Genomic DNA, 21,416 nt, shown 5'->3' with positions numbered 1-21,416 from the left:
GCCAGGCATCTGCGCAGCACATGATATCTGGCTGAAGGCAAGCTAATAGCGAAAATATCCCTGTCCGGTGAAGTTCAGATCCGGGCAGGGATATCGTCTTGGCGAGACTTATAGCGCCTTGTTCGAACGTCCGACCACTTGAGCGGTTTGCTGCAGGCGCTGATCGATCGGTGCAGGAACCCTGGTGCCCTGGACGGGATCGAGGAAGATCGGTCGAGCCAGTTCGAACGGGCCGCGATGGAAATCGAACATGCTCATGATGCTGCCGGTGGTCGCATCGTTCGAGCCCTGGCCGATACGCTGGCCATCGAGCCAGTTGTCCTCGATAAAGCGCACGACGGACGCCTGGGTGATGCGGGTATCGTCCACGTAATTCACGCGGGCATACGGCGAGATCACAAGGAACGGCACGCGCGTGCCCGGACCGCAGCGGCCATTGACCACGCCGCCGTTCACGCCGATGCCGGGCTTGGCATGCGGGCCGGTGCACTTGCCCGAGCCGTTGAGCTGATCGGCGCCGGTGACGGAACCTTCTTTTGTCGTCGAATCGAACGACGAGGTGGTGGGCGAAGCGTAGCGATGGTCGTACCAGCCGTCGGAATCGTCATAGGTGATGATGACGGCGGTGTTCTTCCAGTCCGGCTGCTGTTCGAGGAAGTTGATCACCTTGACGACGAACTGCTGCTCGTCCAGCGGATCCGAATTGCCCGGGTGCGCATCGCCCACGGCGGGGGCTTTCAGATAGCTCACCGAGGGGAAATTGCCTGCCGACACGGCGCTGAAAAAATCGTTGACGTCGTATTCGTGGTGCACCGGCGTGGCGCTGCGGTCCTTCGGATCGGTATAGCCGATGGTGGCGATCGAGCTAGGGCGAGCGTGCGACGCGTTGGCCGTTGAGGCGTAATACTGAAACCAGTTGTGATGGGGGACGTAGTCGGTCTTGGTCGACGCCAGTACGCTCGAATAGGTGCTGCGGGTGCAGCCCGTGGATCCGTTGCTGTTGGTCGCCGTCAGATCGAAGCCGCCCATGAACCCGCCCCAGGTCAGATTGCGGGCATTCAACAGATCGCCGATATTTTTCGAGGTCATGCGCACCGTGCTGGTGGTCGACGAGCAGCTGTCGTACGCGGGGTCGGTGTCGCCGATCAGGGTCAGGCCGCCCTGGCCATCGGGCACGGTCGAAGCGGAGCCGACGATGGCCTGTGCGCCGTTGTTGGTGCCGGAGACGACAGCCAGCGCGCCTGGCGTCGAGGGCCCGAAAGTGTCGCTGTAGGCGTTGTCGTTCAGCGCGAAATGCTGGGCGTAGTTCCACATCGCAGTGACGGTATTGCCGTCGTAATAAGCCATGACCAGGCCGTTGGTGCCGAAGGCCCCGGTGCTGCTGACCGTATTGTTACCGGTATACGCGGGGAAACGATCGGCCAGGCCGTTATCGTAGGCCAGTTGCTCCGGTGTATAGGAGTGGTTCTGGCCTTCGGTATTGGCCTGCGTGCGATCGAGTCGGAACGGATTGACCGCATTGACACCGTTCACCGGGTTGAGCGCGTTCGGGTTTTGCGTCAGCAGGGCCGGCGTCAGTCCCTGCACCGACGGGGTATGGGGTGCTGCTTTGAACTCCGGCTCACCCGCCGGATTCTGCGCCACCGGATAGGTGCCGAAGTAATGATCGAAGGACCGGTTTTCACTGAAAATGACGACCAGATGCTTGATCGGCGTGGCCGTTCGCACGGCATCCTGGGGAGTCGGGTGTCCCGGCCACACGGGCCAGTTGATGCCGCCGTGGTCGGGGGAGGCCGCCTGAGGCGCCACTTGCGCCGAAACGGCGAGGGCCAGGCCTACGGAGGCGATGGAAGCGCACAGCAGAGTCTTGCGGAATAGTCGATGGCGGAACATGTGAGGACTCCTGTTGAGGGATGCAACGGGAAGCACCGATCGGGCGGTGGCGGCGAAATGCGATGAAACGCTGCATAGATGAGAGCTGGCCACGGCAAGACCGGGCTGGGCTCAAACGTCATTCAAGCATCCCGACATGAACATTCCGAGACAGGGCTACAGATGCGATTCGCTGGCAGGGCGGCTGCCGAATGATTCGGATTTGCATCATTGAGCTGCTGCGCAGAAGGGCGATGCGTGGCACGGGGATATGTTGAACGGGCTCTTATCCCTTATGGTTCTACATCTGGTCAGGTGCGTGCCGTGGTGCAACACTCAGGCATACAGCGATAAGCCGTATCCCGTCACCGTTCTGATCGAACACAGGCGTCCGCCCGACATGTCCGCAACATCGCACCCTGCTCCCGCTACCGGCTCTGTGCCGGGGGCGGCGGCTGCGGACTCGGCGGGCATCCGGCGTCCGAGCAGAGCGCATTCGGCGTTTTGGGTCATGACCCGCCGCGTGACCGTTCTGGCCGCTTCGGTCGACGCGGCGTTTCTGGTGTTTTTTCTGGTCGAGGGTTCGCCGCTGCTCGTGTGACTCAACGTGGTCAGCATCGTCATGTACGGAGCGGCATATGCGTTGCTGCGGCGGCGGAATTTTCCCGCGCTGGCGTTGATCTGGACCGAGGTGGTGGGGCATGCGGCCATCGGCACCTTGCTGGTGGGCTGGGACAGCGGCTTTCACTATTACCTGCTGATGTTCATTCCCGCCATCGTGGTCAGCGGCAGCATGCGGCAGGTGGCGCTGCCGCTGATCGTGCTGTTTCTGGCTTATATGGGTCTGCACCAGGCAGCGCATGTCATCGGCACGCTGGCGCCGATAGGCGATGCGGCGCTGCAGATTCTCAACCTGTTCAATGTGTCGGTTTTTTTCGTCATGGCCAGTTACACGGCGCGTTTCTATTACGAACTGGTGCGCAAGAGCGAACGCAAGCTGCGCGAGCTGGCCACGCGCGACGCGCTGACCGGATTGTCCAACCGTCGTCATCTGATCGAGCTGGCGCTGCCGGAAATCGCGCGCGCGGTACGCCGTTCAGCCGGTGTCGCTAGTGCTTGCCGATATCGACGATTTCAAGCACATCAACGACGAGCACGGGCATGAGGCCGGTGATCTGGTCCTGACCCAGGCCAGCGCGATGTTCCGTGACGCGTGCCGCGGCCAGGACGTCGTCGCGCGTTGGGGTGGCGAGGAGTTTCTCTTTCTGCTGCCAAATACCGACACCGACGCTGCCCTGCATTTCGCCGAGCGCGTGCGTGCGCGCATCGCCGGGATGGCCGTCGATCACGACGGCTGCAAGATGGCCTTCACGCTATCGCTGGGCGTTGCGTCGCTGGCGCCCGATGAAAATCTGGAGGAAGCGATCGGTCGCGCCGACAGCGCCCTGTATCAAAGCAAGTCCGAGGGGCGCAATCGGGTCACGCCGGCGTCGTCGCCGCACGCCGATACGCTGCGTCCGGTCGGTGTGGCGCGAGTCTGCTCGTTCTGAGTCCATGGCATCCGGTCGACCTGTGGGATTATGGGTCTATCCCGTTTTGAAGTACGTCGATGCTTTGTACCGAGTGCCAGTCCGGCTATCGCGCGCCCTATGACCGCTTTGAGCGTGTGGCGGCCAATCCGAAAATGCCTGCCTACCTCATGCGCTGCAAAGTATGCGGCGCGCTGTGGAACGAAACCTCCGGCCCGCCGGTTCTCATCACCCGCACCGAGGCCCGCTGGCTGTATCCGCAGGCACGGATTTAATCGGGCGCCGAGCTAGCCAGGTTTGGCATGGCGTTTGAGTCCCTTCGCGCCGTTTTCTTGTGCCGCCGCTCAGGCCACTAGATGCTGCCGAATGGCACCTGCATGACCTTCGGCATATCCGGCATGGCGCTGCACGGTCTACGCTCGGCTATCTACCGGGGAGATCTATTCATGTTGAAACCATTGATTGCGGGTATCGCGTTGGCCATCAGCGGCGTGGTTGCGGCGCAGGTAGCGCCCACCAGCGCATCGACTTCGGCGACGCCGGCCACGCCGGGCTGGGTCGCCAAAAGCAATGCCGATGCGCAGCCGCTGCTGAAGGCACTGGCCGATTTCAATCCGGAATTTGCCTCGCAGTTCGGTTTTCCGGGCTTCGATGACAAGGCCATCGATCTGAAGCCGAACGTGGGCGAACGTTCGCGTGCGGCGCTCACGGCGGCGCGCGATCAGCTGCAGAAAAAGCTGGCGGCGGAAACCGACCCGGACGTGCGCCAGGATCTGGAAATCATGATCAAGGCCGCCGATCGCAGCATCGAGGGCAGCAAGCTCAACGAGCAATACTTGCTGCCCTACAACGACATCGGCCAGACGATTTTCCAGGGCGAGTTCACCCTGCTGCAGGATCAGGTCGCGCCTGCGCGCCGGCCGGCGGCGCTGAAGCGGCTGCAGTGCTATGTCGGCATGACTCCGGGCTGTGTGCCGGTGACCAAGGAGGCGCAGGCGCTGTTTCAGGCGAAACTCGGCGATGCGAAGCTGATCGGCCCGTACAAGGTCGAAGTCGAGCAGAATCTGGCGAATACCGGGCGCTACGTCGACGGCATCCGCAAGCTGTACGCCAAGTACAAGATCGACGGCGCGGATCCCGCGCTGGATACGCTGCAGAACCAGTTGAACGAGTACGACGCCTGGGTCAAGTCCACCGTGTTGCCGCATGCGCGCACGGATTTCCGCCTGCCGCCAGCGGTGTACGCCAATAACCTCAAGCAGGTCGGGCTCGACATCAGTCCGCAGGAGCTGATCAAGCGGGCCGAGCTGGAGTTCATGGAAACCCAGGCGCAGATGCAGATGATGGCACCGGATGTGGCAAAGGCTGAGGGAATAAAAGGCGCTACCGACTATCGCGACGTGATCAAGGGGCTGAAGAAAGATCAGCTCGATCGCGATTCGATCGAGCCTTACTACCATCAGGTGATCGGCAAGATTCAGGACATCATTCGCGAGCAGGGCATTGTCTCGCTGCCCAATCGCGAAATGATCATGCGCGTGGCCTCCGAAGCCGAGAGCGCTGCCGAGCCGGCGCCGCACATGGATCCGCCTCCGCTGATCGACAACCACGGCGAACGCGGCGCCTTTGTGCTGCCGCTGGGCAATCCGCCGAACGGCAAGGGCGACAACCAGGCCTACGACGACTTCACCTGCAAATCCTGCGCGTGGACGCTTGTCGCGCATGAGGGCAGGCCCGGGCACGAGCTGCAGTTTTCGGCGATGGTCGAACATGGCGTCTCGCTGGCGCGTTCGCTGTTCGCGTTCAACAGCGTCAACGTCGAAGGCTGGGCGTTGTACTCCGAATACATGATGATGCCGTACGAGCCGAAGGGCGGGCAGATGATCGTGCTGCAGCTGCGTCTGCTGCGCGCGGCGCGTGCTTTCCTCGACCCGATGCTCAATCTGGGCCTGATTACACACGATCGTGCGCACGACATTCTGGTCAACGATGTGGGTCTGTCCGAGGCGTTCGCACGCGAGGAACTGGACCGCTTCACCTTCCGCTCGCCGGGTCAGGCCACCGCGTACTTCTACGGCTATACCCGCCTGCTCGAGCTGCGCGCGCATGCGCAGATCGAACTGGGTGACCGCTTCAACCTGAAGCAGTTCAACGACTTTCTGATCGCGCAGGGCCTGCTGCCGCCTGATCAGCTGGCCGAAGCAGTGGACACGCAGTTCATCCCCGCCCACGGCGGCAAGCGGCCGCAGTAACGACGACAGCGGTTATCGCCCGGCAGATAGTTGTCGGGCGATAACCGTGGTCGGATCTGCCGGCGCTCAGCTCAGAGCTCGAGCTTGCCCAGTTCCGCGTAAGCGTTGTTCAACCATACCTTGACCCGCTGACGCTCCAGCAGGCCGAGGCCTGTGCTCGCGCGATCGGGATGGTTGAGTGCGGCCCAGAAGCTGGCGTTCTGCTGGTCGATTTTCAGCATGGCGGTGTCGGGCAGGCGGCGCAGGGAAATGATCTTGGCGCCCAGCGCTTCGGCGCGCTGACGCTGGCCGGAGGCGTCCAGAATATCGAAGCGATCGCCGCGCAGCTCGTTCAGTACGATCACGAGATCGAGCTTGCCGCCGAACTGATCCAGCCACTGGCTCAGCAGATCGACCGAATCGCGGCCGCTGTCCATCACGTGCCACCAGGTCAGCGTCAGGCCGCTTTCCGCGGCCAGCCCTGGCACGTCGGAATCGGTGAGCCAGCGGGTCAACGCCTGATGTGTTTGCGCCGCAAGGTCGACCAGCACGTGCTGCTGCGGATCCTCTAGTGCGCACTCGATCACCGGGTCGAGGCTGTCGTGCCGATCGAGCACGGCCGGCTGGGCGAAGTCGGCGTAGAAGCGCAGCAGCGCGCCGTGTGATCGGTCGGTATCGAAGCCGCGGAACGGCATGCCGCGATCGATAAAATATTGGGCCAGCACGCGGCACACCACCGACTTGCCGACGCCGCCTTTTTCACCACCGATAAAGTGGATGTGGCTCATGTCCGGTTTTTCCTGGTTGCTTGAACGGATGAAATGAAGCGGGGAAGGTCAAGCGTAGAAAATACCGGGTGAAGATGTCGACCGGATTCTTGTGATTAGCCTTCATCCCGCTGCGCCAAGGCGCCAGCGAGATGGATGCCGATGCCGGACGCAAGCCATCCTCGATCTGTAGAGCGGCGATATGGCGTCGTTGGAGTCATGCCTACGATCTGACGCTCAGCACTTCACCGTGCCACCGGCAACCGGTACGCACGGGTGAAAAACGGGCGGAATCGGCGGCCTGGGTGGCTTGTTGTCGCCAGGGTGGTGATGTCCGTCGTACGGAGGGATGCCGCCCCAGTAGCCGGGTGCGGCGTTGTAGTACGGGCCGGCATCGTCGTAAACCGGCTGCGCCAGCTGCTGCTGATACATGGCGTTTTGCTGGCGCAGCGCGTCGTTCTCGCCCTGCAGCCGGCCGCGCGCGGCTGCCGCATCGATCTGGGCCTGCCGCAGATCGGCTTCCTGCTGCTGCCGGTCGGCTTCGGCTTCGTCGGCCTGCTGCTGCGCCTTCGCCTCGATCCGCTGCTTGCGCGCGTCGAGGCGCTGTTTGTAGAGTGAGGCGATGTTGTGCGAGACGGCATAGCGCTTCGCCGCGTCGTCCTGGCCGAGGTCGAGATACTGGTCGATGATTTCCGTGTCGTCGGCCTGATGCAGCAATTCGCCCCTGCCACCGATGCACGGTCGGTCGGTGTAGACAGCCTGTCCAGCCTTCGTGCATTTGTAGATGTCCTGCGCACCGGCAGCACCGGACGTCGCCAGCAGAATCGCGGCGAGACAGAAAAGTCGTTTGGCGTGGGGCTGGCTGTTCATCTTGGGCACTATTTTGCACCTATCGAGCGTAATAAAAGCGTTGAAGTAAAAAACGCAGAAATAATGCCTCGCGTTGTCTGTTCGTTGCCCGGTGCGATCGATCGGAAAAGTGGCGCCTGCTTTCCGCGTTCGTTAGGAAGTTCGCGCTGGCATGCATCGCGCAGACACGTGAGCCGAGGTGTCGGACGACACCGGCTCAGTGAAAGGCCTAACTGAATCGGACGGCTATTTCTCTTTTGAAGAAAACCTCGATATGACGCGATGTACGGACGTCCAGGCTCCGCGAAGCTGAAGATGGAAAATTATCTTGCAGTGCACCACTTGTCAGGGTGCATCGATTTGCGTAGGTTGAATGCATGCTTTCTGCCATCGTCCATCGCCGTCCTCTGCTCCGTGCGCTGCTTGCACTGGTGCTGTTCGCCGGGTTGCTGAGTACGGCGGCAGCGACGCATGCGGGTTTCACATCGAGTCATTCGTTGGCGGCTGCCGTCGATAGCGCTGCCGGTGATCCGGATACCTCCGAGTTGGACGACACCGCTTCCCCGCAGGACAACGCCGAGCACGACACGCTGGATGTTCCCGACGCGTTGACGTTGCCATGCGCGCTCCTCGCAGGGTCTCGTCCTATGACCTCGCACGCCGTGCCGCTGCAGTGGCACGTCAGCTCCGAGCTGCGCCCGCCCATCGCCTGAGGCGCCGTGCCTGCCGTCGATCCGTTCGGATCGCGGCCTTTCTCTCCCTTGTTTCTCAAGCCTCACGAAGCGCCGCACGGCGCCGACGGGCAACTGTTTTCGCTTCGCCGCCTCGGCGGCGTGGGCCACTATTTCTGGAGATATCCCATGGAACGCATGATCGATGGTTTTGCTCGTTTTCGTCGCGAGGTTTTCCCCGAGCAGCGCGAGGTGTTCGAACAACTCGCGAAGGGCCAGAGCCCGCACACGATGTTCATCACTTGCGCCGATTCGCGAGTGATGCCCGAGATGATGTTTTCGGCACAGCCGGGCGAGCTGTTCGTCTATCGCAATATCGGCAACATCGTGCCGCCGTACGCGCAGCACGTCAGCGGCGTGGTGGCCGCGGTGGAGTACGCGGTCAAGGTGTTGGAGGTGCAGCACATCGTGATCTGCGGGCACTCGGACTGTGGCGCGATGAAGGCCTTGCAACATCCCGGCAAGCTCGACGGCATGCCGTCGGTGCAATCCTGGTTGAAGCATGCCGATGTGGCGCAGCACGTCACGGCGGAAAAGTGCGCGCATCTGCACGGCGAGGATTACCTGCGTTGCCTCACCGAAGAGAACGTGGTCGCCCAGCTGGAGCATCTGCGCACCTTGCCGGCGGTCGCGGTGGGCATGGCCAGGGGCAACCTGAATATCCACGGCTGGATATTCGATATCCCCGATGCCGAGTTGCGCGCCTTCGACGGCGCCGAGGGCCGATTTATCGATGTACCGGTCTCAGGTCATCCAGTGCCGCAGGCTTCTCCAATGGCGCGTTTTCGTATCGCTCGCGGCCACGGCGGCCTGAGGTCACCCCGATGAAAAACTATTTCTCCCAAGGCCTGTTCAGCCGCGACCTGCTGGGATCGGTCGTAGTGTTTCTGGTGGCGCTGCCGCTGTGCATGGGGATCGCCATTGCGTCGGGCATGCCGCCGGCCGCCGGTCTGATCACCGGCATCGTCGGCGGCCTGATGGTCGGCTTCATCTCCGGTTCGCCGCTGCAGGTCAGCGGTCCTGCGGCGGGCCTCGCCGTGCTGGTGTTCGAGCTGGTGCGCACGCACGGCGCGGCAGCGTTGGGCCCGGTGATTTTGCTGGCGGGATTGATCCAGGTGGCGGCAGGACTATGCCGCGTCGGCATCTGGTTTCGCATGACCTCGCCGGCGGTGGTGGCCGGCATGCTGTCGGGCATCGGCATACTCATCGTCGCCTCGCAGGCGCACGTGATGCTCGATGCCAGCCCGGCGGCGAAGGGTCTGCAAAACTTCGCCGCATTGCCGGGCGCGCTGATGACGGCGTTCGAAGGCGGTACCGGCAAGGCCGCGCTGGCGGTAGGTTTGGCGACCATCGCCATCATGCTGGCGTGGGAAAAGCTGCGGCCGGCCAGGCTGAAGTTTGTGCCTGGCGCGCTGCTGGCGGTCGTCGCCGTCACTGGCGTGGTGCAGCTCGCGAGCATCGGCGTGAAGAAGGTTGATGTGCCGTCGAACCTGTTTTCGGCGATCACTATGCCGACCTGGAGCGGACTGGCCGATGTGTTCGATCCAACCCTGCTGATCGCGGCGGTGACGTTCGCGTTTATCGCCAGTGCGGAAACGCTGCTATCGGCCGCCGCGGTGGATCGCATGCATGACGGTCCACGCACGCAGTACGACCGAGAGCTTACCGCGCAGGGCGTCGGCAATATGCTGTGCGGCTTTCTCGGCGCGCTGCCGATGACCGGCGTGATCGTGCGCAGTTCGGCCAACGTGCAGTCCGGCTCGGCGACGCGCGGGGCGACGATCATGCACGGTGCGTGGCTCATGGTGTTCGCGCTGCTGCTGCCGTGGCTGCTTCGCATGACGCCGGTCTCGTGCCTGGCCGGCATCTTGGTCTACACCGGCGTGAAGATGGTCAACCTGGGGCAGATCAGAGATCTTGCGGTTTACGGCAAGGGAACGGCGGCGATCTATTTGGCGACCACGATTGCGATTGTCGCGACCGATCTGCTGGCCGGCGTCATCATCGGCTTCGGCCTGTCACTGTTTCGTCTCGCGCTGCTGTCGTCACGGCTGAAGATCGGCCTGCACAACGACGCCACGCCCGGTGAGGCGTCGCTGCACCTGGAAGGTTCGGCCACGTTCCTCAAGGTGCCGAGCATGGCGCGCACGCTGGAGCGGGTGCCGAACAACACGCGGCTGACCTTGGTGCTCGATCGTTTGTCGCACGTCGACCAGGCCTGCCTGGAGGTACTACGTGAGTGGTCGCGCAATGCGTCGGCGCGCGGCTGCGAGCTGGTGGTCGATTGGAAGGCGCTGCACTCACGCGTGGAAGGTCAGCGCGCGGCGGCGTAATCGAGGGGATGGCTGCGATGACAAGCATCGACCGATGCTTGTCATCGTCGTTCGTCTGCAGTTGAAGATGATCGGGTCATTGGAGATGAATGACCAGCGATTAACGGCCCAGGTCGGGTCGTCGAGCAAGCCTCTCGCCGATATGCCCGCGCCATTCCGGCGACAGTTCCGGTATTTCGATCGCACGTGCCAGAAGACGCAGCGCTTCGCGATCGTTGGGCTTCAGGTAGGCATCGAACAGCGATCGGATCGACAAGCCTCCCACACCTTTGGCAACGACATCCACCGTGTCGCCGGCTTTTAGGGTGCCTTCCTTCAACACGCGCAGATAAAAGCCGGTGCGCAGGGACAGCGCGAACATCTTCGGTACGCGTTTGTCGGCAAAGCGAATGCCGAGCTTGAAGCACGGTACTCGCGGCTGGCTGATGGTGAACAGCGCATCGCCGATTTGCAGCTGATCGCCTATGCAGAGCCGCGCTTCGTCGAGTCCGGCCACGGTGAGGTTTTCACCGAATTGTCCGTAAGGCATGTCATCGCGACCCAGTGCCTCGCGCCAGTAGTCGTAGTGATCCAGCGAGTACGCGTAGACCGCCTTGCTCTCCCCGCCGTGATTGACGAGATCCGCCTGGCCGTCGCCATCGAGATTGAGTCGGCGCACCGCGACCGTACCGACTACAGCCCGCTTGAAAATGCCGGTCATCACCGAGGTGTCGCCGTGCCGTACTTCCATTGGTCGCGAGACATTGACGGAACTCAGGCTCATCGACATTGCTGCTTACTCCACCTGCTTGCTGTGCCGGCTAAGTGTATGCGCGGACGTCATCCTAGCGTGACTTCAGCTTACCCTTACACGAGCGGAGGATAGGCGGCCGCAGTGAATGGGCGACGAGCGATACACCGTCGTCGTTGGATGGGCACCTCGACCTCAGGCGACGGCAGGTTTTTTGTCCGCCCCGTTGCCTTGACCGGCCTTTTTCCAGCTGCGCACGCCAATGAATGCCAGCACGATGAAGCCGGCATACAGAACCGACGTGATCACCAGATGCTTGTAGACGTATTCGCCCACGTAGATCGCGTCCACCACGATCCACAGCCACCAGGCGGCGATATGACGACGCGCCTGCCACCACTGCGCGACCAGGCTGAAAGCGGTCAATGCCGAATCGAGCCAGGGTAGCGCCGCGTCGGTCCAGCGATGCATCACGAACCCGAGTGTCAGCGAACCTACGATGCCAATCGCGATATGTGCCAGCGCGTCTTTCGTCGCCAGTGGGGCCACCTGCACGCGCCCGTCGTCGTTGAGATGGCGCAGCCAGCGCAGCCAGCCGTAGACGATCAGCAGGGCGAAGGCGATCTGCAGCAGGGCGTCGGAATAGAGCTTCGCCTCGGCGAAGATCCCCACGTAGACCGCTACCGAAAGCAGACCGATCGGCCAGCACCACGGCCGGCGTTGGGCGGTAAGCCAGACCGCCCACGCGCTGAGCAGGGCACCGATCAGTTCGATCCAGGTCATTTCCATTGCATCGGCCTCAAAACGCCAGCGTTGCGGAAAGTCGCGCCAGCCGCGGCGCGCCCGGAAAAAGGAAGCTGTCGCCGCCGGAGGTGCCGGTATCGCGCCAGTAGAAATGGTTGAACAGGTTGTCGATATTCAATCGCCAGATCAGCGCGTGGCCTCCCAGGGTGGTGGTGTAGCGCATGCCGGCATCGAAGACGTTGTACGCCGGTACGCTGACCAGGCCATTGGGCGTGGCCGGATTGGCGCTGGCGTAGCGCCAGCCGCCGAGCAGGCTGAGGTTGGTAAGAAACGGCAGGCGGTAATCCAGATAGACGGCCGAACGCGCGCGCGGCACGTTGACCACCTGATGCCCTTCGTAGGCGGGTGTGCCGGTGTCGTACGCTTCGGCCTGAATGAAATTGAGGCTGGCGGTGAGGCGCAGATTGTCGGTAAGGCGGCCGTCGGCGTTGAGCTCCAGACCGGTATGTTTCTCTATGCCTTCCTGCACGAAGGTGAAGCCGGCCGCGGTATTGCTGGGTTGCGCGAATTGATACGGCTGGCTGATGCGATACAGCGCGGCGGTGAGGTCCAGCGCATCGCTCCACGCGTACTTCGCGCCGGCTTCGACCTGCCGTGACAGCAGCGGCGGCAGCACGTCGTTGCCGTTGGAGGTCCAGTACGGCGCCTGTGCGCCGAGCGAAAGGTTTTCGCTGTAGCTCACGTAGAGCGTCAGCGGCGCCGTCGGCTGCCACATCACGGCGGCCTGCGGCAGCACCTTGCTCAGGCGCGTGTCGCGCTGAAGCACGCCGTACGGATCATAGGCACGCTCTTCCAGATGCACGAAACGGCCGCCTAAGAGCACCTGCCAATGCTCGCCAAAGTGAATACGATCCAGTCCGAACACGGCATGCTGCCAGCTGGTCAGCGTGCGCGCTGAGAGGCCTGGCTCATTCGGCGACGGCGCGTAGTAGGGCGGATTGAACTCGCTGATATTCGCCGTACCCACGTAGTCGTAAACATACGGGCGCTGATCGAGCGTGCGACGGAAGGCGCTGGTGCCCAGGCTGACCTCGTTGCTCACGCTGCCGATATCGAAACTGCCCTTGAGCACGGCGCGCGCTTCGTCGTTTTCGCGCGTGTCGTCGGGGCTGCGGTAATCGTAAATGTCGTAGTCGCCGTTTGGTGCGAAGAAATAGCCGGGCGTGGCGCCGCTGGCGCACGCGGCGGCATAGAAACAGCCGTACGCATACGCCACGTTGTCGTCGATCACGCTGTGGCTGTGGCTGCCGGAAAGCTGAAGGCTCCAGCTGTCGCTGAGGCGGTAGTTGAAGCGCAGCGTGGTATTGCTGGCGTGTATGCCGACCGGCTGCTGCCACGGCTCGTAACCCAGCAACTGCGTGCTGCTGGGATGCGGCGGCAGCGTGGTGCCGCCGAGCAACTGGTAGCCGGAAACCGAGCGTTGGCCGCTGGTCTGGTAGTCGGTATCCAGCTGTACGGTGGCGTTGTCGCTGATGTTCCAGTCCGCCGCGAGCGAGATAAAGCTGCGCCGGCCGTTCGTATGGTCGACGTAGGAGTGGATGTCCTCGTGCGCCGCGTTGACACGCACGCCGAAATTCGGTGTCAGCCACTTGCCCACGTCGAGCGCGGTGTACTGCGAGCCGTGTGAGTCGGTGCCGACAGTGATTGTCTGGACGTCTGCCGGGCGCTTGCTGACGTAATTGACCAGGCCGCCGGGTGCGACCACGCCGGCTTCCAGACCGGCCAAACCCTTGAGAATTTCTACCTGCTGCTTGTCTTCCAGCGGGGTCAGCTGCTCGGCGGTGATGGTCATGTCGTTGAGGCGAAAGCCGGTCGCCAGGTCGAGCGGAAAGCCGCGGATGGAGATGTCCTGGTAGTAGCCGACCGGCGCGTAATTGTCGCCCAGTGCCGCGTCGGAGCGGGCGATTTCGCTCAGCGTGCGCGGCTGGCGGTCGTCCAACTGGTCGCGCGTGATGACCGTGACGGCGGCCGGCGTGTCGTGCAGCGGTGCGTTGCCGAAGCTGCCGAACGTGTCGACCTGCGAACTCTCGGCGCGATAGCCCTTGTCGGTTTTGCCTTTGACCTTGACCGTAGCCAGCGCAGTAGCCTGCGCTGCGTTGGGTGTGGTGGCGTCGTCGGCCCGTACGGCGAACGCAGCGGTGAACGCCCAGGCAGACAGCAGGGCGAGCGGAAGCGGATGGCGGATAAGCAGCATGGGTCATCGTCTCGTGGTGGGGCACACGAAGCGACGGCAAGCCGCACGCCCGATTGGACGCGAACGACTCAGCAAGCTCCCTACGCCGGTACTAACCGGGTCAGGTTCCAAGGGACTCTCTCAGCCCGGCAAACGCCGGGCACCCCCGCTTCAAGACCGCTATTGAATCACGAAACGCGGGCTATGCGTCAGGCCTGTGCGCGAATCGCCTGCAACAGGGTCCGCCCGGGCGGCGTGGCAAACCACGCGGCATGGCCGAGCAGAAAGGTATCGTAGGCGACGTCGGCATTGGCGCGCGAGCCGGTGACGGCGTGAAAATATTCCACCTCCGATAGCGCAAAATCGACATGCACCAGCGGCAGCAGGTCGGCCAGCAGATGGATGTCGTCGGCGCTCAGTGCGCGTACTTCGCGATAGCCGTCGATCAGCGCGCTGGCGATATCGGCGTGTACGGCGCCATGTCCTTGTTCCAGCGCCAGCCAGGCGATCGCATTGCGTTCGATCGCGGTAGCCAGATCGAACAGCGCAAACGTGCGCGAGGACAGTCCGAAATCCAGTACCGAGGCGACGCGAGCGTTAGGGCCATCGTCGCTCCAACAGAGATTCGATACGTGCCAGTCGTTATGCGTCCACAGCACAGGCTGCTGGGCCACACGCGGCGACAGTGTGGTGTGCCAGGGCGCCAGCATGCGCTGAAGATCGGTCGGCCAATCGCGCTGTCGCAGGTAGTCGGCCAGACCCGGCCTATCGGCTAGCTGCAGAGCAAGTGCGGCGGCCGGATCGTCCGCCGCGAGCAGCTCGCTGCGCGCCACCAGTATATGCGTGCTGCGCTGATCGGCGAGGTACCCGGCGGCTGCCTCGTGCAGCGTTGCCAGGATGTGGCCGGCCGCCCGCGCATGTCCGCTTTCCACAATGGGCGACCAGGATATGGCGTCGCGGTAAAGGTCGGTACCATCGGCGACGGCGTGGATTTCATAGACCCAGTCGCCGATCGCGATGGCCGTCTGGCCGTCCATATCCTCGATCACTTCGGGTATGGGCATGCTTGCGGCGCGCAGATGTGCCATAAAGCGGTGCTCTTCGCCGAGCGTTGCCACGGAACGCACCAGGCGATGATGCCGTTTGACGAAGGCGGCGCCGGCATCGGTGTCGATCAGCACGGCAGTCGACAGCGGTCGCGGGCTATGCCAGCGGATGCTCAGCGGTTTGCCGAGTGCGGGATAGCGGTGCAACAACAGCGCCACTTCGTCGGCATGCAGCGCCGGCCAGTCGGGTGAAACGACGTCATCGGCCAGGCCGTGCACGCGATGGGTGATGTCCGACATGGGTGGGCGCGCGAGTCGAAGAAGGCGGCGATTATCTCCGAATGCCGCCATCGGCGCTTTCAGGCCGGCGCAGCATCGCGTCTAATGGCGGCTGCTGTCATCGCTACGCGAGATTCGATGAGTGCCTTGCTGCTGTTGTTTGCCTGTCTTGTGCTCGGCGCGCTGGTAGCGCGCCTTGCCCGGCCGCCGGCCGGCATCGTGCCGGGCATCAACTGGTGGGTGATCAATGTGGCGCTGCCGGCGCTGGTGCTGGAGCTGATCCCCAAGGTCAGCTTCGACCCGCCGCTGTGGTTTCCGGTCGCGGCGATGTGGATCACCTTCTTCGGTGCGTGGCTGATATTCGGCCTGCTGGGTCCGCGGCTGGGCTGGTCGCGGGGCCGAATCGGCGCGCTGATCCTGGTATGCGGCCTGGGCAATACCTCGTTCATGGGCTATCCGCTGATTCAGGCGTTGCATGGCAAGGACGGTTTGACCCTGGCCGTGGTGGCCGATCAGCTGGGTTGCTTTCCGCTGTTGGCGTCGGCGGGCGTGGTGGTGGCGTCGATCTATGCCGGGCGCACGCCGCAGCCGGCGATGATCTTGCGGCGCATTTTGACGTTTCCCGCCTTCGTGTCCCTGGTCATCGGCATCGTGGTCGGCCGACTGGGCGGCTGGCCGTCCGCGATCGACGGCGTTTTGATTCCGCTGGGCGCCACGCTGACGCCGCTGGCGTTGTTCTCGGTCGGCCTGCAGTTTAGGTTTCGCCCCGGTGAACGCGAGATGGCTGCGGTGACTGCAGGCCTGGGCTGGAAAATGCTGCTGGCGCCACTGGTTTGTCTTGCTGTGGGCAAACTGGCCGGCGTGCATGGTCTGGTGCTGACGGTCGGCGTGCTGCAGGCGGCGATGGCGCCGATGATCTCGGCAGCGATGCTGGCCGACGAATACGATCTGGATCCGGCGCTGGCCAACACCGTTCTCAGTAGCGGCATCGTGCTCTCTCTGGCCAGCATACCGCTGGGTAACTGGCTGCTGGGCTAGCCAGCGATGCTTGCGTGCGGGTGCCGGTGCGCCGAGACTGAGACCATACTCAGGGGAGTGTCGTTGCATGGCCACGTTCGAGCGGATCAAGCGGATCTTTGGTAGCGGTCAGTCGGAGCGCAGGGCTGCGCCGCGCAGCGGTGTGCCCAAAGGTTTGCATGTGCTGGTAGTCGACGATTCGCCGACAATCTGTGCCGTGCTCGGCAAGCTGCTCAGCCAGGACGGGCATGTGGTGATCAAGGCCGGCACCGGCGAAGAAGCGATCGCGCTGGCCGGGAGCGAACTGCCGGACCTGATTTTTCTCGATATCGTGATGCCGGGTATGAACGGCTTTGCCGTGTTGCGCGCACTGCGCCGTGAGCCGCTGACTCATGACATTCCGATCGTGATGATCAGCGGCAACCTGCAGGCGACCGAGCAGTTCTACGTGCAGCGCTTCGGCGCCGATGATTTCATGAAAAAACCGTTCGGCCGCGGCGAAGTGTTTGCGCGCATCCAGGCGTTGACCTCCAGCGGACGCCTGACCGTGCGTGAGCGCGAACAGGCGGCAGTGACCGACGAGCCGGTCGATCAGACGGTGCAGGATGCGATCCCGGATATCGCCATGCCCGATCCGCACGATCGTTGAGTCGTCGTGCCGGCGCTCGTTGCCTACACGTGGCGAATGCACGTACGCTTTAAAGACGCACGTTGATGCGCTGCGCGATCGCCTCGACGGCCTGCTTGGCTTCCTTCAGGCCGGCGCCGGTGCGCTGTCGGTAAAGCTTGATGGCTTCGATCTTGGTTTTTGCGCGAATCGCCGCTTCGATATCGGCGTCGTCGATGTTGGGGTTCGGCGTCCATCGGGCGCGCGTCTCGCGTGCGATGTCGAGCGTCTTGCTGACGCGACCGAGCGCGTAGCCGCCGACAAAGAGCAGCGCACCGACAATGCTGTTGGACATATGCCATTCCATGCTTTTCTCCCATCTGTGACGTCGATCGAGCGAGACTATCCCGCATGAGCGAACGAGAGAGCAAATCCGTGCACGAAGTGCGTGTCGATATCTGGCTGTGGGTCGCCCGTTTCTTCAAGACGCGCAGCCTGGCCAAGCAGGCGATCGAGGGAGGCAAGATCGACGTCGACGACCTCGGTTGCAAGCCGGCCAAGGCGCTGCACGTGGGCGATCGCCTGAAGGTGGTCCGCGGCGACGAGCGAATGGAGGTCGTCGTGCTGGCGCTTTCCGACAAGCGCGGCCCGGCGAGTGCGGCGCAGGCGCTGTACCGCGAAACCGACGCCAGCCGACTGGCGCGCGAGACGCTGAAAGAGCAGCGACGGCTCAGCGGCGCAGCCTTCGATCACCCGCCGTCGCGTCCGGACAAGCATGCGCGCCGCGATCTGCGCCGGATGAAGGACTCGCGCTGAGCCGTGCATCGCATTCTTCCGGTGGAATTTGCGGAACTATCTCCAACAGCGCCATCGACACGGCGCGGCGCCGTTTCGACCATGGGTCCGCCTCAGGGGATTGCATCATGAGTAACGTCAGCTTCGCCAAGCCCAGTTTTGTCCAGCGCCTGCTCAACAGCATCGGTTCGGGCGCGCGTCCGCAGGCCGCTGCAGGTGCGCGAGTGCTGGTGGTCGACGATTCGCCGACGATCTGCGCGGTGCTCGGCAAGATGCTGCTGCAGGATCAGTACGCGGTGCTGAAGGCGAGCGACGGCCATAGCGCCATCATCATGGCGATTCGGGAACAGCCGGCGCTGATCTTTCTCGACGTGGTGATGCCCGGACTCAACGGCTTCGACGTGCTGCGCGCCCTGCGCAACGATCCGCGCACCCAGCACATCCCCATCGTGATGATCAGCGGCAACGCGCAGGCGACCGAGCAGTTTTATCTGCAGCGTTTTGGCGCCGACGATTTCATGAAAAAGCCCTTCGGTCGCGACGAGGTGTATCACCGGATCGGTCAGTTGGTGCTGGCCGGGCGGCTGGCGCCTCGTTCCGCGGCGAACGCCGTCAGCACACCAGTAATGCCTGCGGTCGCCACCGCACACGACGCGATTCCCGACATCGCCATGCCGGATGCCGAGATCGCGCATGGATTTGGCGACTGGCATGCATGAGCCCTTGGAGGTTGGGGTGAGCGCAGCGAACCCCGACGAGTTCGCGCGATCCATGATGACGAGCCGCTACGGCCGCTCGCCTTGCGGGCGATTCCATTCGCTTCGCGAATGTTCGTTCCGGCAGCCTGCCTCCACAATCGCTGCGCTCATTCCGGCCTGTGGCGCAGAGCGATTGGCAGGACCAGCGCGTAATCCCTCAACGAGTTCGTGAGATCGGTGTTGGGGATTCGCTGTGCTCATCCCAACCTACGCGGCTACGTTGTTATCGTCACTAGTCTTGGTGCTTAGATAATAAAAACGGCGGCTCTTGCGAGCCGCCGTTTTTATTTGGCCGTCCACAGGAGACATGGATGGCAGTCTACTTTTCCATCTTGACTACGCGAGATCGAAACGATCCAGGTTCATCACCTTGGTCCACGCGGCGACGAAGTCCTTGACGAATTTCTCCTTCGCGTCCGAGCTTCCGTAAACCTCCGACAGCGCGCGCAGCTGCGCATGCGAGCCGAAGACCAGATCCACGCGGGTGCCGGTCCATTTGACTTCGCCGGTCTTGCGATCGCGACCTTCGAACTCGTCGGTGCCACCGCCGACGGCCTTCCATTCCGTGCCCATGTCGAGCAGGTTCACGAAAAAGTCGTTGGTCAGCGCTTCCGGCTTATTGGTAAATACGCCGTGCTTGCTCTTGCCATGGTTGATGTTCAGCACGCGCAGGCCGCCGAGCAGCACGGTCATTTCGGGCGCGGTCAGCTCCAGCAGCTCGGATTTGTCGACCAGCAGCGCCTCGGCCGACACGCGGTACTTGCCCTTGAGGTAGTTGCGGAAGCCGTCGGCGATCGGCTCGAGATAGCCGAACGACTCGACGTCGGTCTGCTCCTGCGAGGCGTCCGCGCGTCCCGCGGTGAATGGAACGGTGACGGTCTGGCCGGCATTCTTGGCCGCCTTTTCCACGCCTACGCCACCGGCCAGCACGACCAGGTCGGCCAGTGAGACTTTCTTGCCGCCGGACTGCGCCGCGTTGAACTCGCTCTGGATACCCTCGAGCGCTTTCAGCACCTTGGCCAGCTGCTCGGGCTCGTTGACCTTCCAGTCCTTCTGCGGGGCGAGACGAATGCGGCCGCCGTTGGCGCCACCGCGCTTGTCCGAGCCGCGGAAGGTGGAGGCGGCTGCCCATGCGGTGGACACCAGTTCCGAGACCGACAGGCCCGAGGCCAGAATCTTCTCCTTCAGCGATGCGATGTCCTTGTCATCGACCAGGGCATGGTCGACGGGCGGAATCGGATCCTGCCAGAGCAGTTCTTCGGAAGGCACTTCTGGGCCGAGGTAGCGGGCCAGCGGGCCCATGTCGCGGTGGGTCAGCTTGAACCAGGCGCGCGCGAACGCATCGGCGAGCTGATCCGGATTTTCCAGGAAGCGGCGCGAAATCTTCTCGTAGACGGGATCGAAGCGCAGCGCCAGATCCGAGGTCAGCATGGTCGGCGCGTGACGCTTGGACGGATCGAATGCATCGGGAATGGTACCCGCACCGCCGCCGTTCTTCGGCGTCCACTGATGCGCACCGGCCGGGCTCTTGGTCAGCTCCCAGTCGTAGCGGAACATGTTTTCGAAATACTCGTTGCTCCATTTCGTCGGCGTACTGGTCCAGGTCACCTCCAGGCCGCTGGTGATCGCGTCCTTGCCCACGCCCGTGCCGAAGCTGTTCTTCCAGCCGAAGCCCTGCTGCTCGAGCGGCGCGGCTTCGGGCTCAGGGCCGACATTGTCGGCGGGACCGGCACCGTGGGTCTTGCCGAAGGCGTGGCCGCCGGCGATCAGCGCCACGGTCTCTTCGTCGTTCATGGCCATGCGGCCGAAGGTTTCGCGGATGTCGTGTGCCGATGCCAGCGGATCGGGGTTGCCATCCGGACCTTCCGGGTTCACATAGATCAGGCCCATCTGCACCGCGGCGAGCGGATTCTCGAGCTTGCGGTCGCCTTCGTTGCGGCTCTGTTCGCTGCCGTGCAGTTCGGCTTCGGCCACCAGCACGCCGTCACCAGGCTTTTCCATATCCTTCTTTTCGTTGCCGTAGCGCACGTCGCCGCCGAGCCACTTGGTTTCCGAACCCCAGTAGACGTCTTCTTCCGGTTCCCACACGTCGGCGCGACCGCCGGCAAAGCCGAAGGTCTTAAAGCCCATCGATTCCAGCGCGACGTTGCCGGTGAGCACAATCAGGTCGGCCCAGGAAATCTTGCGGCCATACTTCTGCTTGACCGGCCAGATCAGGCGGCGCGCCTTGTCCAGGCTCACGTTGTCCGGCCAGCTGTTCAGGGGGGCGAAACGCTGCTGACCGGCGCCCGCGCCTCCACGCCCGTCACCCGTGCGGTACGTACCGGCGCTGTGCCAGGCCATGCGGATGAAGAACGGGCCATAGTGACCGAAGTCGGCCGGCCACCAGTCCTGCGAGTCGGTCATTACCGCCAGCAGATCCTTCTTCACCGCCGCCAGATCGAGGCTGTTGAATTCCTTGGCGTAGTCGAAATTCTCGCCCATCGGGTCGGACAGGGACGAGTGCTGATGCAGGATCTTCAAATTCAGCTGGTTCGGCCACCAGTCGCGGTTGGTCGTACCGCCGCCGGCAGCGTGATTGAACGGGCATTTGGCTTCGTTGGTCATGGGTTCTCCACCTTGGTTCGTTGGAATCTGGCTATGCGCGCCGGTTCGGCGTGCAGGTAGCTACATCAGTGATTTTTTTTGATTGCTTTTTGGTTCTAGAGGTGGCGCCAGCGCCTCGATGGCAGGGGGCTGCCTCACGGACAAACGTCTGTAAGAAGCCGGCGGCGAGGTGGCATCAGTGGTCGGGCTTGGCCATACCGATGCGAGTAGTCAGAGTGTGGCGATCGTTGCTCATGGTGCTGGCTCCTTGCGAGTGGCGGACAAGAGTGGCTGGCGGGTGACGTACCG

General features: G+C 63.1%; 20 protein-coding genes and 1 riboswitch. Of the genes, 11 read left to right on the top strand and 9 right to left on the bottom strand.

The window, feature by feature from the left end; genetic code table 11:
* Nucleotides 1-108: 108 nt before the first annotated feature.
* Nucleotides 109-1,893, bottom strand: coding sequence for an alkaline phosphatase family protein (locus HDE78_RS04160; protein ID WP_179477269.1), 1,785 nt, complete (start codon nt 1,891-1,893; stop codon nt 109-111).
* Between the two features lie 586 nt (nt 1,894-2,479).
* Here HDE78_RS04160 and HDE78_RS04155 point away from each other — a divergent pair.
* From HDE78_RS04155 to HDE78_RS04140, 4 genes are all read left to right on the top strand, one after another.
* Complete coding sequence (locus HDE78_RS04155) at nt 2,480-3,037, top strand: GGDEF domain-containing protein (RefSeq protein WP_179477268.1); 558 nt, start codon at nt 2,480-2,482, stop codon at nt 3,035-3,037.
* Nucleotides 2,985-3,422 (top strand): GGDEF domain-containing protein, encoded by a 438-nt coding sequence (locus HDE78_RS04150; RefSeq protein WP_179477267.1) that lies wholly within the window; start codon nt 2,985-2,987, stop codon nt 3,420-3,422. Before HDE78_RS04155 ends, HDE78_RS04150 begins: the two co-directional genes overlap by 53 nt.
* A 59-nt stretch (nt 3,423-3,481) precedes the next feature.
* Nucleotides 3,482-3,676: a hypothetical protein gene (locus HDE78_RS04145; RefSeq protein ID WP_179477266.1), complete on the top strand. Its 195-nt coding sequence runs from the start codon at nt 3,482-3,484 to the stop codon at nt 3,674-3,676.
* A 174-nt stretch (nt 3,677-3,850) separates the two neighbouring features.
* Nucleotides 3,851-5,653 carry a DUF885 domain-containing protein gene (locus tag HDE78_RS04140; protein ID WP_179477557.1) on the top strand — a complete coding sequence of 601 codons (1,803 nt, stop codon included), beginning with the start codon at nt 3,851-3,853 and terminating at the stop codon, nt 5,651-5,653.
* Between the two features lie 71 nt (nt 5,654-5,724).
* Here HDE78_RS04140 and HDE78_RS04135 read toward each other — a convergent pair whose 3' ends face one another.
* Nucleotides 5,725-6,420, bottom strand: a complete 696-nt coding sequence (locus HDE78_RS04135; protein ID WP_179477265.1) for a mobilization protein — start codon at nt 6,418-6,420, stop codon at nt 5,725-5,727.
* A 216-nt stretch (nt 6,421-6,636) separates the two neighbouring features.
* Nucleotides 6,637-7,269, bottom strand: coding sequence for a DUF4124 domain-containing protein (locus tag HDE78_RS04130; RefSeq protein ID WP_179477264.1), 633 nt, complete (start codon nt 7,267-7,269; stop codon nt 6,637-6,639).
* Nucleotides 7,270-7,625: 356 nt separating this feature from the next.
* Between HDE78_RS04130 and HDE78_RS04125 the strand changes: the two genes are divergently transcribed.
* From HDE78_RS04125 to HDE78_RS04115, 3 genes are all read left to right on the top strand, one after another.
* Nucleotides 7,626-7,961 carry a hypothetical protein gene (locus HDE78_RS04125; RefSeq protein WP_179477263.1) on the top strand — a complete coding sequence of 112 codons (336 nt, stop codon included), beginning with the start codon at nt 7,626-7,628 and terminating at the stop codon, nt 7,959-7,961.
* A gap of 147 nt (nt 7,962-8,108) precedes the next feature.
* On the top strand, nt 8,109-8,807 hold the full coding sequence (locus tag HDE78_RS04120; protein WP_179477262.1) for a carbonic anhydrase: 699 nt from the start codon (nt 8,109-8,111) through the stop codon (nt 8,805-8,807).
* The gene (locus HDE78_RS04115; RefSeq protein ID WP_179477261.1) at nt 8,804-10,312 is read left to right on the top strand and encodes a SulP family inorganic anion transporter; all 1,509 of its coding nucleotides are present in this window, start codon (nt 8,804-8,806) and stop codon (nt 10,310-10,312) included. Before HDE78_RS04120 ends, HDE78_RS04115 begins: the two co-directional genes overlap by 4 nt.
* 100 nt (nt 10,313-10,412) lie before the next feature.
* Here HDE78_RS04115 and HDE78_RS04110 read toward each other — a convergent pair whose 3' ends face one another.
* The 4 genes from HDE78_RS04110 to HDE78_RS04095 form a co-directional block, all read right to left on the bottom strand.
* Nucleotides 10,413-11,075 (bottom strand): MOSC domain-containing protein, encoded by a 663-nt coding sequence (locus HDE78_RS04110; RefSeq protein WP_179477260.1) that lies wholly within the window; start codon nt 11,073-11,075, stop codon nt 10,413-10,415.
* A gap of 162 nt (nt 11,076-11,237) precedes the next feature.
* Nucleotides 11,238-11,825 carry a nicotinamide riboside transporter PnuC gene (gene pnuC / locus HDE78_RS04105; protein WP_179477259.1) on the bottom strand — a complete coding sequence of 196 codons (588 nt, stop codon included), beginning with the start codon at nt 11,823-11,825 and terminating at the stop codon, nt 11,238-11,240.
* Between the two features lie 16 nt (nt 11,826-11,841).
* Nucleotides 11,842-14,040 (bottom strand): TonB-dependent siderophore receptor, encoded by a 2,199-nt coding sequence (locus HDE78_RS04100; RefSeq protein ID WP_179477258.1) that lies wholly within the window; start codon nt 14,038-14,040, stop codon nt 11,842-11,844.
* Nucleotides 14,041-14,100: 60 nt separating this feature from the next.
* Nucleotides 14,101-14,197: riboswitch (TPP riboswitch) on the bottom strand.
* Nucleotides 14,198-14,228: 31 nt separating this feature from the next.
* Entirely contained in the window at nt 14,229-15,365 is a 1,137-nt protein-coding gene (locus HDE78_RS04095; RefSeq protein WP_179477257.1) for a phosphotransferase, read from the bottom strand.
* Between the two features lie 117 nt (nt 15,366-15,482).
* Between HDE78_RS04095 and HDE78_RS04090 the strand changes: the two genes are divergently transcribed.
* On the top strand, nt 15,483-16,382 hold the full coding sequence (locus HDE78_RS04090) for an AEC family transporter (protein ID WP_179477256.1): 900 nt from the start codon (nt 15,483-15,485) through the stop codon (nt 16,380-16,382).
* 67 nt (nt 16,383-16,449) lie between these two features.
* Complete coding sequence (locus HDE78_RS04085) at nt 16,450-17,010, top strand: response regulator (protein ID WP_179477255.1); 561 nt, start codon at nt 16,450-16,452, stop codon at nt 17,008-17,010.
* A 49-nt stretch (nt 17,011-17,059) separates the two neighbouring features.
* On the opposite strand, the gene HDE78_RS04080 is transcribed toward HDE78_RS04085, so the two are convergent.
* Nucleotides 17,060-17,323: a ribosomal protein L7/L12 gene (locus HDE78_RS04080; RefSeq protein WP_218862021.1), complete on the bottom strand. Its 264-nt coding sequence runs from the start codon at nt 17,321-17,323 to the stop codon at nt 17,060-17,062.
* 56 nt (nt 17,324-17,379) lie between these two features.
* On the opposite strand from HDE78_RS04080, the gene HDE78_RS04075 reads away from it, so the two are divergent.
* Together HDE78_RS04075 and HDE78_RS04070 are read left to right on the top strand one after the other, a co-directional pair.
* Nucleotides 17,380-17,784, top strand: coding sequence for a S4 domain-containing protein (locus HDE78_RS04075; protein ID WP_179477253.1), 405 nt, complete (start codon nt 17,380-17,382; stop codon nt 17,782-17,784).
* Nucleotides 17,785-17,891: 107 nt separating this feature from the next.
* Nucleotides 17,892-18,482, top strand: a complete 591-nt coding sequence (locus HDE78_RS04070) for a response regulator (RefSeq protein WP_179477252.1) — start codon at nt 17,892-17,894, stop codon at nt 18,480-18,482.
* Between the two features lie 375 nt (nt 18,483-18,857).
* Here HDE78_RS04070 and katG read toward each other — a convergent pair whose 3' ends face one another.
* Nucleotides 18,858-21,128, bottom strand: a complete 2,271-nt coding sequence (katG, locus tag HDE78_RS04065) for a catalase/peroxidase HPI (RefSeq protein WP_179477251.1) — start codon at nt 21,126-21,128, stop codon at nt 18,858-18,860.
* Nucleotides 21,129-21,416 lie beyond the last annotated feature (288 nt).

It is taken from the genome of Rhodanobacter sp. K2T2, from assembly GCF_013408815.1.
In the GTDB taxonomy this organism is placed as follows: Bacteria; Pseudomonadota; Gammaproteobacteria; order Xanthomonadales; family Rhodanobacteraceae; genus Rhodanobacter.
The sequence above is the reverse complement of the archived record's forward strand: the minus strand, read 5'-3'. Positions and strand labels throughout refer to the sequence as shown.

Bases quoted from the DNA above. Each gene is read 5' to 3' on its own strand.
- HDE78_RS04160 (WP_179477269.1), bottom strand. From the start codon at position 1,893: ATGTTCCGCCATCGACTATTCCGCAAGACTCTGCTGTGCGCTTCCATC.
- HDE78_RS04135 (WP_179477265.1), bottom strand. From the start codon at position 6,420: ATGAGCCACATCCACTTTATCGGTGGTGAAAAAGGCGGCGTCGGCAAG.
- HDE78_RS04085 (WP_179477255.1), top strand. From the start codon at position 16,450: ATGGCCACGTTCGAGCGGATCAAGCGGATCTTTGGTAGCGGTCAGTCG.
- HDE78_RS04125 (WP_179477263.1), top strand. From the start codon at position 7,626: ATGCTTTCTGCCATCGTCCATCGCCGTCCTCTGCTCCGTGCGCTGCTT.
- HDE78_RS04115 (WP_179477261.1), top strand. From the start codon at position 8,804: ATGAAAAACTATTTCTCCCAAGGCCTGTTCAGCCGCGACCTGCTGGGA.
- pnuC (WP_179477259.1), bottom strand. From the start codon at position 11,825: ATGACCTGGATCGAACTGATCGGTGCCCTGCTCAGCGCGTGGGCGGTC.
- HDE78_RS04145 (WP_179477266.1), top strand. From the start codon at position 3,482: ATGCTTTGTACCGAGTGCCAGTCCGGCTATCGCGCGCCCTATGACCGC.
- HDE78_RS04100 (WP_179477258.1), bottom strand. From the start codon at position 14,040: ATGCTGCTTATCCGCCATCCGCTTCCGCTCGCCCTGCTGTCTGCCTGG.
- katG (WP_179477251.1), bottom strand. From the start codon at position 21,128: ATGACCAACGAAGCCAAATGCCCGTTCAATCACGCTGCCGGCGGCGGT.
- HDE78_RS04070 (WP_179477252.1), top strand. From the start codon at position 17,892: ATGAGTAACGTCAGCTTCGCCAAGCCCAGTTTTGTCCAGCGCCTGCTC.
- HDE78_RS04090 (WP_179477256.1), top strand. From the start codon at position 15,483: ATGAGTGCCTTGCTGCTGTTGTTTGCCTGTCTTGTGCTCGGCGCGCTG.
- HDE78_RS04130 (WP_179477264.1), bottom strand. From the start codon at position 7,269: ATGAACAGCCAGCCCCACGCCAAACGACTTTTCTGTCTCGCCGCGATT.
- HDE78_RS04080 (WP_218862021.1), bottom strand. From the start codon at position 17,323: ATGTCCAACAGCATTGTCGGTGCGCTGCTCTTTGTCGGCGGCTACGCG.
- HDE78_RS04110 (WP_179477260.1), bottom strand. From the start codon at position 11,075: ATGAGCCTGAGTTCCGTCAATGTCTCGCGACCAATGGAAGTACGGCAC.
- HDE78_RS04120 (WP_179477262.1), top strand. From the start codon at position 8,109: ATGGAACGCATGATCGATGGTTTTGCTCGTTTTCGTCGCGAGGTTTTC.
- HDE78_RS04095 (WP_179477257.1), bottom strand. From the start codon at position 15,365: ATGTCGGACATCACCCATCGCGTGCACGGCCTGGCCGATGACGTCGTT.
- HDE78_RS04075 (WP_179477253.1), top strand. From the start codon at position 17,380: ATGAGCGAACGAGAGAGCAAATCCGTGCACGAAGTGCGTGTCGATATC.